Annotated in this window: 12 protein-coding genes; 5 read left to right on the forward strand and 7 right to left on the reverse strand. The window is 68.5% G+C overall.

The window, feature by feature from the left end:
* Together AR540_RS25800 and AR540_RS19825 are read left to right on the forward strand one after the other, a co-directional pair.
* On the forward strand, positions 1-138 hold the full coding sequence (locus AR540_RS25800; RefSeq protein ID WP_177339262.1) for a hypothetical protein: 138 nt from the start codon (positions 1-3) through the stop codon (positions 136-138).
* Between the two features lie 311 nt (positions 139-449).
* Positions 450-1,280 (forward strand): PhzF family phenazine biosynthesis protein, encoded by an 831-nt coding sequence (locus AR540_RS19825; protein WP_059231284.1) that lies wholly within the window; start codon positions 450-452, stop codon positions 1,278-1,280.
* A gap of 33 nt (positions 1,281-1,313) precedes the next feature.
* On the opposite strand, the gene AR540_RS19830 is transcribed toward AR540_RS19825, so the two are convergent.
* On the reverse strand, positions 1,314-3,131 hold the full coding sequence (locus tag AR540_RS19830) for an alkaline phosphatase family protein (RefSeq protein ID WP_059231285.1): 1,818 nt from the start codon (positions 3,129-3,131) through the stop codon (positions 1,314-1,316).
* Between the two features lie 134 nt (positions 3,132-3,265).
* Here AR540_RS19830 and AR540_RS19835 point away from each other — a divergent pair, with 134 nt between their 5' ends.
* Entirely contained in the window at positions 3,266-4,051 is a 786-nt protein-coding gene (locus tag AR540_RS19835; protein WP_059231287.1) for an aldolase, read from the forward strand.
* Here the strand turns inward: AR540_RS19835 and AR540_RS19840 are convergent.
* Positions 4,039-4,323 (reverse strand): hypothetical protein, encoded by a 285-nt coding sequence (locus tag AR540_RS19840; protein WP_059231289.1) that lies wholly within the window; start codon positions 4,321-4,323, stop codon positions 4,039-4,041. The genes AR540_RS19835 and AR540_RS19840 overlap by 13 nt on opposite strands.
* 722 nt (positions 4,324-5,045) lie before the next feature.
* Complete coding sequence (locus AR540_RS19845; RefSeq protein WP_059231290.1) at positions 5,046-7,163, reverse strand: ATP-binding protein; 2,118 nt, start codon at positions 7,161-7,163, stop codon at positions 5,046-5,048.
* 293 nt (positions 7,164-7,456) lie between these two features.
* Here AR540_RS19845 and AR540_RS19850 point away from each other — a divergent pair, with 293 nt between their 5' ends.
* On the forward strand, positions 7,457-8,818 hold the full coding sequence (locus AR540_RS19850) for an MFS transporter (RefSeq protein ID WP_059231293.1): 1,362 nt from the start codon (positions 7,457-7,459) through the stop codon (positions 8,816-8,818).
* On the opposite strand, the gene AR540_RS19855 is transcribed toward AR540_RS19850, so the two are convergent.
* Together AR540_RS19855 and AR540_RS19860 are read right to left on the reverse strand one after the other, a co-directional pair.
* Positions 8,737-9,516: an AraC family ligand binding domain-containing protein gene (locus AR540_RS19855; RefSeq protein WP_236712094.1), complete on the reverse strand. Its 780-nt coding sequence runs from the start codon at positions 9,514-9,516 to the stop codon at positions 8,737-8,739. The two genes, AR540_RS19850 and AR540_RS19855, sit on opposite strands and share 82 nt — an antisense overlap.
* Positions 9,517-9,579: 63 nt before the next feature.
* Positions 9,580-10,074 (reverse strand): MarR family winged helix-turn-helix transcriptional regulator, encoded by a 495-nt coding sequence (locus AR540_RS19860; RefSeq protein WP_059231295.1) that lies wholly within the window; start codon positions 10,072-10,074, stop codon positions 9,580-9,582.
* Positions 10,075-10,154: 80 nt separating this feature from the next.
* Between AR540_RS19860 and AR540_RS19865 the strand changes: the two genes are divergently transcribed.
* Positions 10,155-11,369 carry an MFS transporter gene (locus AR540_RS19865; protein ID WP_236712095.1) on the forward strand — a complete coding sequence of 405 codons (1,215 nt, stop codon included), beginning with the start codon at positions 10,155-10,157 and terminating at the stop codon, positions 11,367-11,369.
* Here the strand turns inward: AR540_RS19865 and AR540_RS19870 are convergent.
* Positions 11,366-12,733, reverse strand: a complete 1,368-nt coding sequence (locus AR540_RS19870) for an ATP-binding protein (protein ID WP_059231299.1) — start codon at positions 12,731-12,733, stop codon at positions 11,366-11,368. The two genes, AR540_RS19865 and AR540_RS19870, sit on opposite strands and share 4 nt — an antisense overlap.
* The gene (locus AR540_RS19875) at positions 12,730-13,395 is read right to left on the reverse strand and encodes a response regulator (protein WP_059231621.1); all 666 of its coding nucleotides are present in this window, start codon (positions 13,393-13,395) and stop codon (positions 12,730-12,732) included. Before AR540_RS19875 ends, AR540_RS19870 begins: the two co-directional genes overlap by 4 nt.
* Between the last annotated feature and the right edge of the window lie 83 nt (positions 13,396-13,478).

Below are 13,478 nucleotides of genomic sequence, written 5' to 3' on the forward strand. Positions count from 1 at the left end.
ATGAATCCCGAACCCGCGGACGACCAGCAGACCCCCCACGACTACGACGAATACGGCGACGTGCCGGATTCGGCCGATACCACCACCACCGAAGAGCGCGAGGACCTGGACGACAGCCCCTTGAGTCCGAAGCGGTAGCGGGGGGGTTGGTACAAGGTACGTGGTACGTGGACAAGGCTGCGCCGTTGTCCACACTACGGGTACCGGGTACCGGGTACCGGGTACCGGGTGCCGTGGATGGGTAGGGTGGAAAACCGCGCAGCGTTTTCCACGCGAGGTACGGATCGGACATCAGGTGTCACCCCGAGGTACCGATCGACTTGCTCCGGTAAAGGGTTGGGGTGAGAGGAACGCCCCTTCTGTACGGCCGCTTGCCCCTCCGGCTGTAGCTGGCCGAAAGGTCCCGCCAATGCGGACAATCGGCTCTTTGCCGCCAGGAGTCCGCCACCATGTCCCTCGTCTTTCATCAGGTCGGTGTCTTCGCCCAGCGCCCCCTCGAGGGCAATGCCCTGGCGGTGGTCTGCGGCGCCGATCAGCTGTCCACCGCGCAGATGGCCGCCCTGGCGCGCTGGACCAACCTGTCGGAAACCACCTTCCTCTTGCAGCCGACCGATCCGGCGGCGGACTATCGGGTGCGCATCTTCACCCCGCAGCGCGAACTGCCCTTCGCCGGTCATCCGACCCTGGGCAGTTGCCATGTCTGGCTACGCGAAGGTGGCCGGCCGCAAGGCGTCGAGGTGATCCAGGAGTGCGGTGCTGGCCTGGTGCCGATTCGCGCGGCGGGCGAGGAGCTGGCCTTCGCCGCGCCGCCATTGCTGCGTGGCGGGCCGGTGGAGCCCGAGGTGCTGGCGCGCATCGCCCGTGGCATCGGTTTGGCGTCCGAGCGCATCCAGGCCAGCCAATGGGCCGACAACGGTCCCGGCTGGGTGGCGGTACTGCTGGAAAGTCGCGAGGAATTGCTGGCGATCCAGCCGGACTACGCTGTTCTGGAAGAAATGAGCGTGGGCCTGATAGCGCCTTGGAAGGGGCCAGAGGCCGAAGCCCAGTTCGAAGTACGAGCGTTCATGGGCAGGCAGTTGGGGGAAGACCCCGTCACCGGCAGCCTCAACGCCAGCCTGGCGCAATGGCTGATCCCGGCCGGCCTGGCGCCGGAGCGCTACCTGGCCAGCCAGGGTACGGCCCTGGGGCGGCGCGGGCGGGTGCGGGTGGCGCGCATCGACGGTCGTATCTGGGTCGGCGGCGCGGTGCAGGACTGCATCCGCGGCACGCTGGAGCTCTGAAGGCGGACGCTCCGCCGAGCGTCCGCCTTCCTCTTACAACCCGACCGAACGGCCCTTGAAGCCGGCGACGTCGAAGTAGCGGGTCTTGCCCACGGTCTGGGTCTTCAACTCGGTGACCAGGCCGCCCTGGGCCGGCTTCGACCGCTGCTCCTGGTGGCTGGCCTGGACCGGCTTGCCGCCTTCGAGGCTCTCGCCGAGCACCCGGCCGACCAGTTGGCCCTTGGCCGGGATCTGCAGGTGCAGCAGGTGCGCCAGGGTCTGGCCGACGTCGGCGTTGCTGGCCGGGCTCGGGTCGACGAAGCCCTTGCGGAAGTCCGGACCGATGGCCGCCATGAAGTTGTGGGTATCGCCGCGGCTGAAGCTGCCGTGCATGCCCTGGCCCTGCTGCAGGCCGGTATCGGCCACTTCCACGGCGCAGACGTCGGGCTTGCCGCAGCCACTGTCGTAGGAACGGAAGTTGACCACGATGGCCGGGTAGGGGGTGAGCGCCGAGCCCTTGAGGTTGATGGCCGACAGCGGCAGGGTGCCGGGGATCTTGCCCAGGTCGTCGTCGACGAACAGCCCGCTGACGTAGTCCTGCTTGAGCAGCGCCGCGACCACCTTGGGCGCCAGCGCCTTGGCATCGTCCTGGGGCAGGTAGACCAGATCCGAGCCGCCATTGGCCGCCACCACCACCTCGGGCCTGGCCGCATCGGCGCCGATCAGGCCGTTGGCCTTACTCGGGTGCTGGCCCTTGTCCATCTCTACCGCAGCGCCCTTGGCGTCCGGATCGAGCAGCGGCAATTTCAGCGCGGCGGCGAGATCCAGGGCGAGGAAGCCCGGCGGCAGCTGGCCCTTGGGCACGTCCTGGTAGCTGGCCTGGGCGGCGGGACTGGTCTTGCTCTCCTTGGAGATGGTGGAGAAGCCGTGGTCGGCGCTGACGAAGATGTCGGTGTTGCCGTCCAGGCCCAGCTCCTTCAGCCGGGCGCGCAGGGCGCCGAGGTTGGCGTCGACGTTGCGGATGGCGGCGAGGCTGGTGGGTCCGTTGATGCCGGGGGTGACCTTGCCCAGGCTGTCGCCCTGGTTGTGCTGGGTGCCATCCGGGTCACGCGACCAGAACACCAGCACGAAGGGTTTGCCGCTCTCCTTGAAGCGCGGCAGCAGCACCTGGTTGGTGACGTCGAGGAAGTAGCGCTGCTGCTCGACGTTGGCACTCAGGGTGCCCGGCGTGGTGGCGTTGCCGGCCTTGCCGTTGGCGCCCCGGCTCGGGGCTTCCAGGGGCAGGCCGGCCTGTTTCAGGGCGTCCTGCATGGCCGGGCTCAGCGGGATGCCGGTGGGGTGGCCGGTGGAGTCGTCGACGATCACGGTCTTCTCGCCGTCGCGGGCGGTCACGTCCTGGATGGCCACCGGCCCGAGCTTGCCGACGGCGGCGGTGGACAGCCCGGCCTGGCGCGCGGCGGCTAGCAGGGTCTCTTCGTCCAGGTAGTTGCCGGCGAAGTGTTCGTCGACGTCGCCCAGCACCTCGTCGTTCTCCAGGAAGGGGGTGACGCTGCCCCCCGCGCCCGGCACCGGGAAGCCGGTGTAGATCGTGTTACCGAAATCCCCGGTATCGCCCAGGTAGTGCCCGGTGGCCATGGCCGAGGCATTGGGCGTGGTGAAGGTGGGGAAGAGCGAATGGCTGTTCTGGAAGTTCACCCCCTCGCGGCGCAGCTGGGCCAGGTTCGGTGCGGTCTGCTCATCGACGATGCCGGCGCGCAGGCCGTCGGGGATGAAGAGAATCACGTTGCGCGTCGGCGCGGCGGCCATGGCGGCGGAACTGGCGAGCAGGGTGAGGCAGCAGGCGCGGGCGAGCAGGGTGGGGATGAACGCCATGGGAGGATCCCTGAGAGTTGAAGAGTGGAGGCAGAGGTGTAACAAGAGATTGCTGCATTTTTATGATGACAGCGAGGTGACAGCCCCTCGGCATCCTTTGTGCAACGTTCCGGCCTCTTTCCAAGGAGCTTTCCATGGCCCACGCCTTCGACCCCGCTGTCTCCCATTCCGCCTCGTTCCGCGATCTCGACACCCCGGCCATTCGCCAGGCACGCATCGATCTGGCCGCCTGTTTCCGCATGGCCGCCCGGCTCGGCCTGGGCGAGGGGATCTGCAACCACTTCTCCTTCGTGGTGCCGGGGCACGACGAGCTGTTCCTGGTCAATCCCTACGGCCTGGCCTTCGCCGAGGTCACGGCTTCTTCGCTGCTGATCTGCGATTTCGCGGGCGGCGTGGTGGCCGGCGACGGCGCGCCGGAAGCCACCGCCTTCTATATCCACGCCCAGTTGCACCGGCTCAACCCGCAGGCGCGGGCGGCCTTCCACACCCATATGCCCAACGCCACGGCGCTCTGCCTGCTGGACGGCGAGCCCTTCGTCTGGGCCGGGCAGACCGCGCTGAAGTTCTATGACCGTCTCACCGTGGACGAGGACTACAACGGCCTGGCGCTGGACTCTTCCGAGGGCGAGCGCATCGCCCGGGCCGCCGGGGACGCCGCCGTGGTGCTGCTGAAGAATCACGGCCCGCTGGTGCTGGGCCCGAGCATCGCCGAGGCCTGGGACGACCTCTACTACCTGGAGCGCGCCGCCGAGGTACAGCTCAAGGCCATGGCCAGCGGTCGACCGCTCAAGCCGGTGGCTCCGGACATCGCCCACGCCGCCTGCCGGCAGATGCTGCAGGGCAACGCCGACAGCGCCCGGCTGCACCTGGAAAGCGTGAAGCGCCAGCTGCTGCGCCTGGAGCCGGATTACCGGGACTGATGCCCGCGGCGGCGCACGGGCTGCGCGCAGGAGTCGCTGGCCTCAGCGCCGCTCTGCAGGACGGCCAGGGGCAGTTCGCCGTCGAGTCCGGCCACCAGGCGCTCGCGCAGCTGTTGCTTGATGGCGCGGCCGACGTCACGCTGTCCGTGATGATCCAGGGCCAGGAAACCTCGCCGCAGGATCTCGAGGGAGAGCGACGGCACCTCCACCCCCAGCGGACAGACATCGTAGGCGAGCGGCAGGGCGGTAGCGGACGGCATCCTGGTGATCATGGGGTGTCCCTCCTGGACGAGAAATCCATCATGCCAGGGCCTGCCGGTCGGGCCGCAGTGGCAAACGTCCGGGGCGTGGACTGCTGCTCAATTTTTGCGCAGGCGAAAAAAAGCCCGGGTCCTACCCGGGCTAAAGCGCAGATGTCAGCTTCTACGATGCCATGACGGCATGGATGCAGACTGACAGCTGCGGCTTAGGATTGGCTTAACGACCGCCGACCGCGGCGGAAAAGGTTCAGCGACGGGGAAAGCCCGCGGCCCGCCTAGGCTCTGTACGAAAATGCCTGCGCTCGGTGATGCTTCGTTGAAAAAGGCACTCGGAATGCTCATTTACCGCTCGTAAGCTCGTGCGCGAGCCCGGTCCGCTTCCTCGGCCTTTTTCGCCGCGCCTGACCTTCGCTCGGCGACTTTTCGTACAGAGCCTAGTGTGGTGTTTCAGAAGTTCGCGCAAGAATTGGCGAGTGATTTTTTGGCCTGGGCTAGGCGCCGCGACGAGTCATAGCAGGGCTATGGCGAGGAGTGGCAACAACGCCCAGGCCGAAAAAGCGCCGCCAAAATTGTGTAGGTAACTTCTGAAACACCACACTAGCGAATCTGGGCGGCCAGGAGCGCCATGCCGGCGATCACGGCGAAGATCAGCAGCAGTTTCAAGGGGGGCAGCTTGTCCATGGACTTCTCGCGGGACGGCCTATCATCGTTCGACTGATGATAGCAAAAAGCCACTAAGCGGTGCCGGTGTCGCCGTCCTCGGCGAGCGGATCGCCCAGCATCAGCTGGACCCGGCGTTCGAGGGTGTCCAGGGTGAAGGGTTTGATCAGCACGCGCATGCCGGCGTCGAGATCGCCGTCGCCGATGGCATGGCTTTCCGCATAGCCGGTGATGAACAGCACCGGTAGCTGGGGTCTCAGGCGACGCACCGCGTCGGCGAGCTGGCGGCCGTTGAGGGCGCCGGGCAGGCCAACGTCGGTGACCAGCAGGTCCACGGCGGTGCCGCTCTGGATCAGGTCGAGGGCGCTGGCGCCCTCGGCCGCTTCCAGCACCTGGTAGCCCTGGACGGTCATGGCTTCGGTCACCAGGGCGCGGATGGTGGGTTCGTCATCGACCACCAGCAGGGTCTCGCCGTGGCCCGGCACCCGGGGTTGCTGCTCGGGGTAGACGGGCGTCGGCTCGACCGGCACGAGGTGATGGCGCGGCAGGCAGAGATGGACCCAGGTGCCGGCGCCGGGTGCGGATTCGATCTGGATGCTGCCGCCCGACTGCAGGACGAAGCCATGCACCATGGACAGGCCCAGGCCGGTGCCCTGGCCGAGGGGCTTGGTGGTGAAGAAGGGATCGAACACCCGCGCGCGGATGTCCTCGCTCATGCCGCTGCCGGTGTCGCCCACGCTCAGGCGCACGTAGTCGCCTGCGGCCAGGCCGCAGCGCCGGGCGCTGTTTTCGCCCAGGCGTTCGTTGGCCAGCAGGATGCGGATGCGCCCGCCCTCCGGCATGGCGTCGCGGGCATTGAGGCAGAGGTTGAGCAGGGCGTTCTCCAGCTGCGAGGCATCGACGTGGGTCAGCCAGAGTTCGGGATCGGCCTCGCGCTCCAGCAGGATCTGCGGACCTATGCTGCGCTGGATGAGGTCTTCGAGTCCGATCACCAGCTGTTCCAGGGCCACCGGCTGGGGATCCAGGGTCTGCCGGCGGGAGAAGGCCAGCAGGCGATGGGTAAGGGCGGCGGCGCGCTGGGCGGCGCTGCGGGCGGTGCCGGTGTAGCGGTCGAGATCCTCCAGGCGGCCCTGGCGCAGGCGCAGGTCGAGCATTTCCAGCGAGCCCAGGACGCCGGTGAGCAGGTTGTTGAAATCATGGGCGATGCCACCGGTGAGCTGGCCGACGGCTTCCATCTTCTGGGAATGCCGCAGCGCCTCTTCCATGACCCGGATGCGCTGCTGCTCCTCCAGGCGGGTGGTGACGTCATAGGCGAACTGGTAGGCGCCGAGGGCACGGCCGTCGGCGTCGCGCAGCACGCTGAACTGCAATTCGTAATGGCGGGGCGTCGCCTCTTCGCCGACGCTGATGATCTCGCTGAATTCTTCCTCGGCGAAGGCGCGCCGCCACAGCGGCAGTACCCGGTCGCGCAGGTCGGGATGGGCATCCAGGGCTTCCAGGAAGGAGTCCCCGATCCGCGGCCGCACCCCGATCAGCCGTTCGAACACCGCGGCGCCCGTGCCATTGATCGCCAGCCAGCGGAAATTGAAGTCCAGCACCTGGATGAGGGCAGCGGCGCCGTCCACCACGCCGGCCAGGATGCGGTTGGCGGCCAGCGTCGCCTGCACCCGCTCCTCCAGGGTCTCGTTGAGCTGGCGCAACGCCGCTTCGGCGCGCTTGCGCGGGGTGATGTCCTGGAACAGCACCGCCACCTGGCGCCGGCTGGCCGGCTCGATGCGAAAGGCGGTCACGTCGAGGTAGCGTCCGGTGGCCACCAGCTCCTGCTCGAAGCGGATGGATTCGCCGCTGCGCAGCACGTGGCCGTAGCGGTCGAGCCAGGCCTGGGCTTCGGCTCCGACCATGTCGCGCAGCTTCTGGCCCACCACGTTGGGGATGCCGGCGTGGGCGGCGTAGGCCGGGTTGGCCTCGACGTGGATGTAGTCGCTCAGCGGTCCATGGGGACCGTCGAGGAATTCGATGATGCAGAAACCCTCATCCATGGTGTTGAACAGGAACTGGTAGCGCTCGCTGGCCAGGGCCGAGGTTGCCACCGACGGCTGGTCGCGGGCCTCGAGCTGACGGCGCAATTCGTCGTTGCTCTGCTCGAGCTGCGCGACACGGGCCATCAGGGCGGGTAGGTCTGCGAGGGACACGACACTCTCTGCAATGGGAGGAGGCGAAGACCGAGCTTCACGAGGTGCGCATTAGACGCTGCCGTATGGAAAAGTGCCAGGCAGGTCACGGGGCGCTCTGGACGGCGCATCTCATGGGATGAACGGGGCGCCACGCTCCGCGAATAGCGCCTGCGTGCTCGCCTGGCCACTGGGCCTTGGGCGGATTGACACCTCGGAAAGTCACTCATACGATGTCATATGAATATCTGGTAACAGCTTTCCAACGACCCCGGCTCACGCCGGCCATAACAACAAGTCAGGAAGCCCACTACATGACTATCCAGGTCACTCCCGGGACGGAGTCCGCCCCGCGGCCGCAGGTCCCGCCCGTCGCCTCCGCACAACAAGCCTCCCGCTTCACCCGCTACCGCTGGCTGATCTGCGCCCTGCTGTTCATCGCCATCGGCATCAACTACATCGACCGGCAGATGATCGGCATCTTGAAGCCCACGCTGCAGGCGGATCTGGGCTGGTCGGAGACCGACTACGCCAAGATCGTGTTCTGGTTCCAATGCGCCTATGCCATCGGCTTCCTCACCTTCGGGCGCATCATCGACAAGGTGGGGGTGCGCATCGGCTATGCCCTGGCCTTCACCATCTGGACCATCGCCAGCATCGGCCACGGCATCGCCCATACCGTCACGCACTTCGTGCTGGTGCGCTTCACCCTCGGTTTCGGCGAGTCCGGCAGCTTCCCGGCCAGCCTCAAGGCGGTGTCGGAATGGTTTCCGCAGAAGGAGCGCGCCCAGGCCACCGGCATCTTCAACGCCGGTACCGCCATGGGGCCGATCATCACACCTTTGCTGGTGCCGGCCATCACCCTGGCCTGGGGCTGGCGGGCGGCCTTCATTTCCATCGGTATCGTCACCGCGCTGTGGCTGATCGCCTGGCTGCTGATCTATCGCCGGCCCCACGAGCATCCCAAGGTGAGTCGTGAGGAGCTGGCCTACATCCAGTCCGACGAGGGTTCCCCGGTGGCCGCTACCCCGGCTACCCCGACCCGGATCTCTTGGTTCAAGCTGCTGACCTTCCGCGAGACCTGGGCCTACGCCGCCGGCAAGTTCCTCACCGATCCGATCTGGTGGCTGTACCTGTTCTGGTTGCCGGACTTCCTCGGCAAGACCTATGGCCTGAACCTCAAGTCCTTCGGCCCGCCGCTGATCGCCATCTACATCCTCGCCGACATCGGCTCGGTGATGGGCGGCTGGGGCTCGTCCAAGCAGATGAAGCTCGGTCGCAGCGCCAACCTGGCGCGCAAGACCACCATGCTGCTCTGCGCCCTGGCCGTGGTGCCCATCGTCACCGCCCAGTTCGTCTCCAGCCTGTGGCTGGTGGTCGGCATCATCGGTCTCGCCGCGGCGGCCCACCAGGCCTGGTCGGCCAACCTGATGACCCTGCCGTCGGACCTCTTCCCCAAGGAAGCCGTGGCCTCGGTGATCGGCATCGGCGGTACCGCCGGCGCCATCGGCGGCATGCTGATGACCACCTACAACGGTTACATCCTGGAGATCTTCAAGTCCTACCAGCCGATCTTCATCGTGGCTGGCAGCGCCTACCTGGTGGCCATCCTGGTGATCCATTTCCTCACACCGCGCCTCAAGCCGGTGCCGCTGGAGCGGATCGCGGTGGACTGAGCCCTGCCCGAGCGAAGACCAAGGCCGCCTGGTATCCCCAGGCGGCCTTTTTCCTGGCTGGCCTGTCCGGATCGCGCAGGGGGCTGGGACTGGCATAGCCGTGATCCAGGGCCACGTCGACGATGGCGTGGCCGGCGGCCAGGGACGTCAGGCTGGAATCCAGCCGCGCCCCGTTGCAGCCACTGGCCGAAGCCCAGTCCGGTCTCCTTGAGGAACAGCCGGCTCAGGGTACGCTCGCTGACCGCCAGGCGTGCGGCGGCCCGGGCCAGGGTCCAGGGTTCGCCCGGGTGCTGGCGCAGGTGACGGCACAGCTCGGCGAGAGACAGGTCGCTCGGCCAGGGCAGGTGCAGTCCCGCGGCGGACGAGCCCTGCACTTCCGCGAGTATCAGCTGCAGGATATGCCGGGCGCGACCCTCGGCCGGTCGATCGGCGGGCAAGGGCAGGGCGGCGAGGATGAGTTCGCGCAACAGCGGCGAGGCGGCGATCAACTGGCTGCGGGGCGGTAGGTCGGCGCGGGCGTCGGGCTCGACGAACAGGGTGCGCACCTCGGTCCGCCCCAGCAGGTGCAGGTCGTGCTCCTCGCCAGCGGGTATCCAGACGCCCCGTCCCGGCGGCGCCACCCAGCGACCCTGGACGGTGGTGACGATCACCACGCCACAGAGCGCCTGGATCAGTTGCGCCTGGCGATGCGCGGGCACCCGGTCGCCATGGCCATAGGGCGTACAGCCCGTTGCAGAAGCTGACGTCGACGAGCATGGCCGTCAGGCCGGCGCGCGGCTGGCCAGCCACTTGCCCAGCAGGGCGTCCAGCTGGCGTTGCTCGTCGTCGCTGAGCACGGCCAGGGCGCGACGCTCGTTGTCCACGTGGGCGGCCATGAGGCCATCGATCAGGTCGAAGCCGGCTGCGGTGAGGGCGACCAGGGTGCTGCGGCGGTCCCCGGGATTCTTCTGCCGCTCGATCAGGCCGGCGCGCTCCAGGCGGTCGAGGCGATTGGTCATGCCGCCGGAAGAGATCATCGCCGATTCGTAGAGCACCGTCGGACTCAGCGCATAGGGCTCGCCGGCGCGCCTCAGGGTGGCCAGCACGTCGAATTCGCCATAGTGCAGCCGATGCTCGTCGAAGAACGGCTGCAGCACGTCGCGGCTGAGGATCTGGGCCATCTCGCCAAGGCGGCCGACCAGGCGCATGGGCAGGGCGTCCAGGTCGGGCCGTTCCCGGCGCCATTGGTCCACGGCGAATTCGGCGCGATCGGCCATCGGATTACCTCGAGAATATATCTTGATGTTAAGATACTTCTCGTCAAGAGAAATACCTGAGCTCCATTGGGAGATTGTCCATGCTTTCCGCGTCACCATCATCCCCGACCGCCCCCTCGCCCCGCCAGGATGCCCTCCTGGCCGTCTTGCTGGTGCTGCTGGTCGGCCTCAATCTGCGCCCGATCCTGGCCGCCGTCGGCCCGTTGCTGGATGGCATCCAGGCCGCCACCGGCCTCGACGGCAGCGGTGCCGGCACGCTCACCACCCTGCCCATCGCCGCCATGGGCCTCTGTGCCCTGGCGGGCGCCCGCCTGCAGGCCTGGCTTGGCGAGCGCCGGGGTATCGCTCTCGGCCTGCTGCTGCTGGCGCTGGCCAATGCCGCGCGCTGGGAAGAGCCCGGCAGCCTGGGGCTGATCCTCACCGCCGGCCTGGGCGGTGTCGGCATCGCCCTGGTGCAGGCACTGATCCCGGCCTACATCCGCCACTGCCATCCCGCTCGTACCAGCACCCTGATGGGGCTCTATACCACCGGCATCATGGGCGGCGCAGCCGTGGCGGCGGCCTCGGCCGCACCCCTGGCCGAGCGACTGGGCTGGGCCCAGGGCCTGGCGCTCTGGACGCTGCCGGTGCTGCTGGCCCTGTGCATCTGGCTGGCCCTGGCGCGCCCCGATGCGCCGGTGGTGGCCGCGGCGCCCCGCGCCCAGCCCTGGCGCTCGCGGCAGGCCTGGTTGCTGCTGGCCTTCTTCGGCATCGGCACCGCTGCCTACACCCTGGTGCTGGCCTGGCTGCCGCCTTACTACACCGGCCTTGGCTGGCGCCCGGCCGACAGCGGGCTGCTGCTGGGCGGGGTGAGCCTGGCCGAGGTCAGCGCGGGCCTGTTGCTCTCGGCGACCATCGCCCGGTTGCGCCATCGCCGGCCGCTGGTGCTGGGCGTGCTCGGCGTGGTGCTGGTGGGTCTGCTGTGCCTGGCCCTGGCGCCGCTGAGCCTGGCGATCCCCACCGCCATCCTGCTCGGCCTGGGCATCGGCGCACTGTTCCCGCTGTCGCTGATCCTGGCGATGGACCGGGTGCGCGATCCGGCCGAGGCGGGTGCCTTGCTCGGTTTCGTCCAGGGTGGTGGCTATCTCATCGCCAGCCTGGCGCCCCTGGCCGCCGGTATCCTGCGCGACCAGCTCGACAGCCTGGCCAATGCCTGGCTGCTGATGGCGCTGGGCGTGGTGCTGCTCATGGGGCTGGGGCTGCGCCTTACCCGTCCGGCGCGCTCAGCCGTGCTGGCGGGCTGCCAGGGGGCCTAGGCGACCTGGGCCGCGCGTGGCAGGCGCAATTCCACGCAGAAGCCGCCGCGGGGGCGGTTGCGAAAGCTCAGGGCGCCGCCCAGCCGTCGGGTGATGGTCTCGACGATGGCCAGGCCCAGTCCGGCGCCCTGGGGATTGCCGGCACTGTAGAAGCGGTCGCACAGGCGTGCCAGCTCGGCTTCGTCCACCCCTGGGCCGCGATCCTCGACCCGCAGCAGCACGCCATCGTCGTGACCGGCTTCGATACCTACCTCCACCGTGCTGCCGGCCGGGGCGAAAGCCAGGGCGTTGGTCACCAGGTTCTGCAGGGCGATGGCGATGGCGTCCGGATCGCCGAGCACCGGTTGCCCCGGCTGCGCCGCCAGCACCAGCTCCACCTGGCGATCCAGCGCCAGGGGCGTGAGTTCCGCCAGCTCTTCCCGCACCAGGGGTTCCAGCTCCAGCGGCCGCGCCTGGGTAGCGCCCGGTTCCAGGCGTGCCAGGGTGAGCAGCTGACTGGCCAGGCGGGTGGCCCGGCTCACGCCCTGGCGCAGGTAACCGAGGGCTTCGTCGCGCTCCGCCGCGGTCTCGGCGCGCTGGGCGTTCTGCGCGTGCAGGTCGAGGATCGCCAGGGGCGTGCGCAATTCGTGGGCGGCGTCGGCGATGAAGCGCCGCTCGCGGTCGAGCAGGGCGCGCAGCTGGGCGAGCAGGTGGTCGAGGGCGCTGTGCATGGGTTGCAGTTCCGGCGGCAGCGGACCGGCCGGCAGTGGCGCGAGGCTATGTTGGTCGCGCTCGCGCAGGCCACGGGCGAAGTCCTGCAGCGGGCGCAAGCCCCAGCCGAGCAGCAGCCAGAGCACCGCGACCAGCAGCGGCAGTCCGACCAGGGTCGGCCAGAGGGTGTGGCTGGCGATGCGCTGGATGAGATCCTGGCGCAGGTCCTCGCGCTCGCCGACCCAGATGCGCAGGCCGCTATCGGCGGTACGCACCAGCATTCCACACCATTCGCGGCCGTTCTCGAAGACTTCGTGCAGGCCCTCGGGCGGCACCTCGCTCAGTTCGGGCGCGTTGCCGGAGCGCACCAGCAACTGGCCGTCGGCGGTCCAGATCTGGAAGGTCAGCTGATTCTCGTAGGGATGCGCCGTCACACCGGGTGCGGGTTGCATGGCGCGGTCGAACACCCGGGTCAGGGCGGCCCAGTTGTCCGCCGTCGGCAGGCCGGTCTGCACTAGGCCTTCCAGCAGGCGCGCGCCCTGCACCAGTTGGGCATCGTAGATGCCCTCGATCTCGCGATGACTGTCGCGCAGGGCCAACAGGGCAAGGGCCAGGCTGCCAGCCATCACCAGGGCCAGGGTAGGGGCGAGGATACGGGTGCGGATGGCGATCATGGCTGGCGCTCCAGCAGATAGCCGACGCCCCGCACCGTGCGGATGAGGCTGCTGTCGAGCTTCTTGCGCAGATTGTGGATGAGCACTTCCAGGGTGTTGCCCGAGGCCGCTTCCTGCCAGCCATAGAGGGCGTTGCTCAGCCGTTCGCGGGTGATGACGGCGCCGGGACGCAGCAGCAACTGGTGCAGCAACTGGTACTCCATGGGCGTCATGCTCACCTCGGCGCCGCGGAAGCGCACCGCCTGGCTGGCCGGGTCGAGGCTGATGCCGCCGTGCTCCAGCAGCGGCTGGGCACGCCCGCAACTGCGACGGATCAGGGCGCGGAGGCGGGCCTTGAGTTCGTCCAGGTCGCAGGGTTTGACCAGGTAGTCGTCGGCGCCGGCATCCAGGCCCTGGATGCGGTCGGCCTTGGCGTCGCGGGAGGTCAGTACCAGCACCGGCACGCTGCCTTCGGGCTGGCTGCGCAGCCGGCGCAGCAGGTCGAGGCCGTCCAGGCGTGGCAGGCCCAGGTCCAGCAGCACCAGGTCGAAGCGTTCGCAGCCCAGGGCATGCTCGGCGGCCAGGCCATCGGCCACCCAGTCCAGGGTGTAGCCCTCGCCCCGCAGGGTCATGCGGATACCCTGCGCCAGGGGCACGTCGTCTTCCACCAGGAGTACCCGCACGGCCTGCTCCTCCACTCGCTGCACCGGTAGCCCGCCATCATCGCCGTAGACAGGGCCGGACGGCGCGGCCAACTGTTACCAGG

Origin of the sequence: Pseudomonas sp. EpS/L25, assembly GCF_001512295.1 — a bacterium.
Taxonomy (GTDB): Bacteria; Pseudomonadota; Gammaproteobacteria; order Pseudomonadales; family Pseudomonadaceae; genus Chryseomonas.

Coding starts and splice junctions, on each gene's coding strand:
- AR540_RS25800 (WP_177339262.1), top strand. CDS start 1: ATGAATCCCGAACCCGCGGACGACCAGCAGACCCCCCACGACTACGAC.
- AR540_RS19840 (WP_059231289.1), bottom strand. CDS start 4,323: ATGATCACCAGGATGCCGTCCGCTACCGCCCTGCCGCTCGCCTACGAT.
- AR540_RS19825 (WP_059231284.1), top strand. CDS start 450: ATGTCCCTCGTCTTTCATCAGGTCGGTGTCTTCGCCCAGCGCCCCCTC.
- AR540_RS19860 (WP_059231295.1), bottom strand. CDS start 10,074: ATGGCCGATCGCGCCGAATTCGCCGTGGACCAATGGCGCCGGGAACGG.
- AR540_RS19850 (WP_059231293.1), top strand. CDS start 7,457: ATGACTATCCAGGTCACTCCCGGGACGGAGTCCGCCCCGCGGCCGCAG.
- AR540_RS19865 (WP_236712095.1), top strand. CDS start 10,155: ATGCTTTCCGCGTCACCATCATCCCCGACCGCCCCCTCGCCCCGCCAG.
- AR540_RS19870 (WP_059231299.1), bottom strand. CDS start 12,733: ATGATCGCCATCCGCACCCGTATCCTCGCCCCTACCCTGGCCCTGGTG.
- AR540_RS19830 (WP_059231285.1), bottom strand. CDS start 3,131: ATGGCGTTCATCCCCACCCTGCTCGCCCGCGCCTGCTGCCTCACCCTG.
- AR540_RS19835 (WP_059231287.1), top strand. CDS start 3,266: ATGGCCCACGCCTTCGACCCCGCTGTCTCCCATTCCGCCTCGTTCCGC.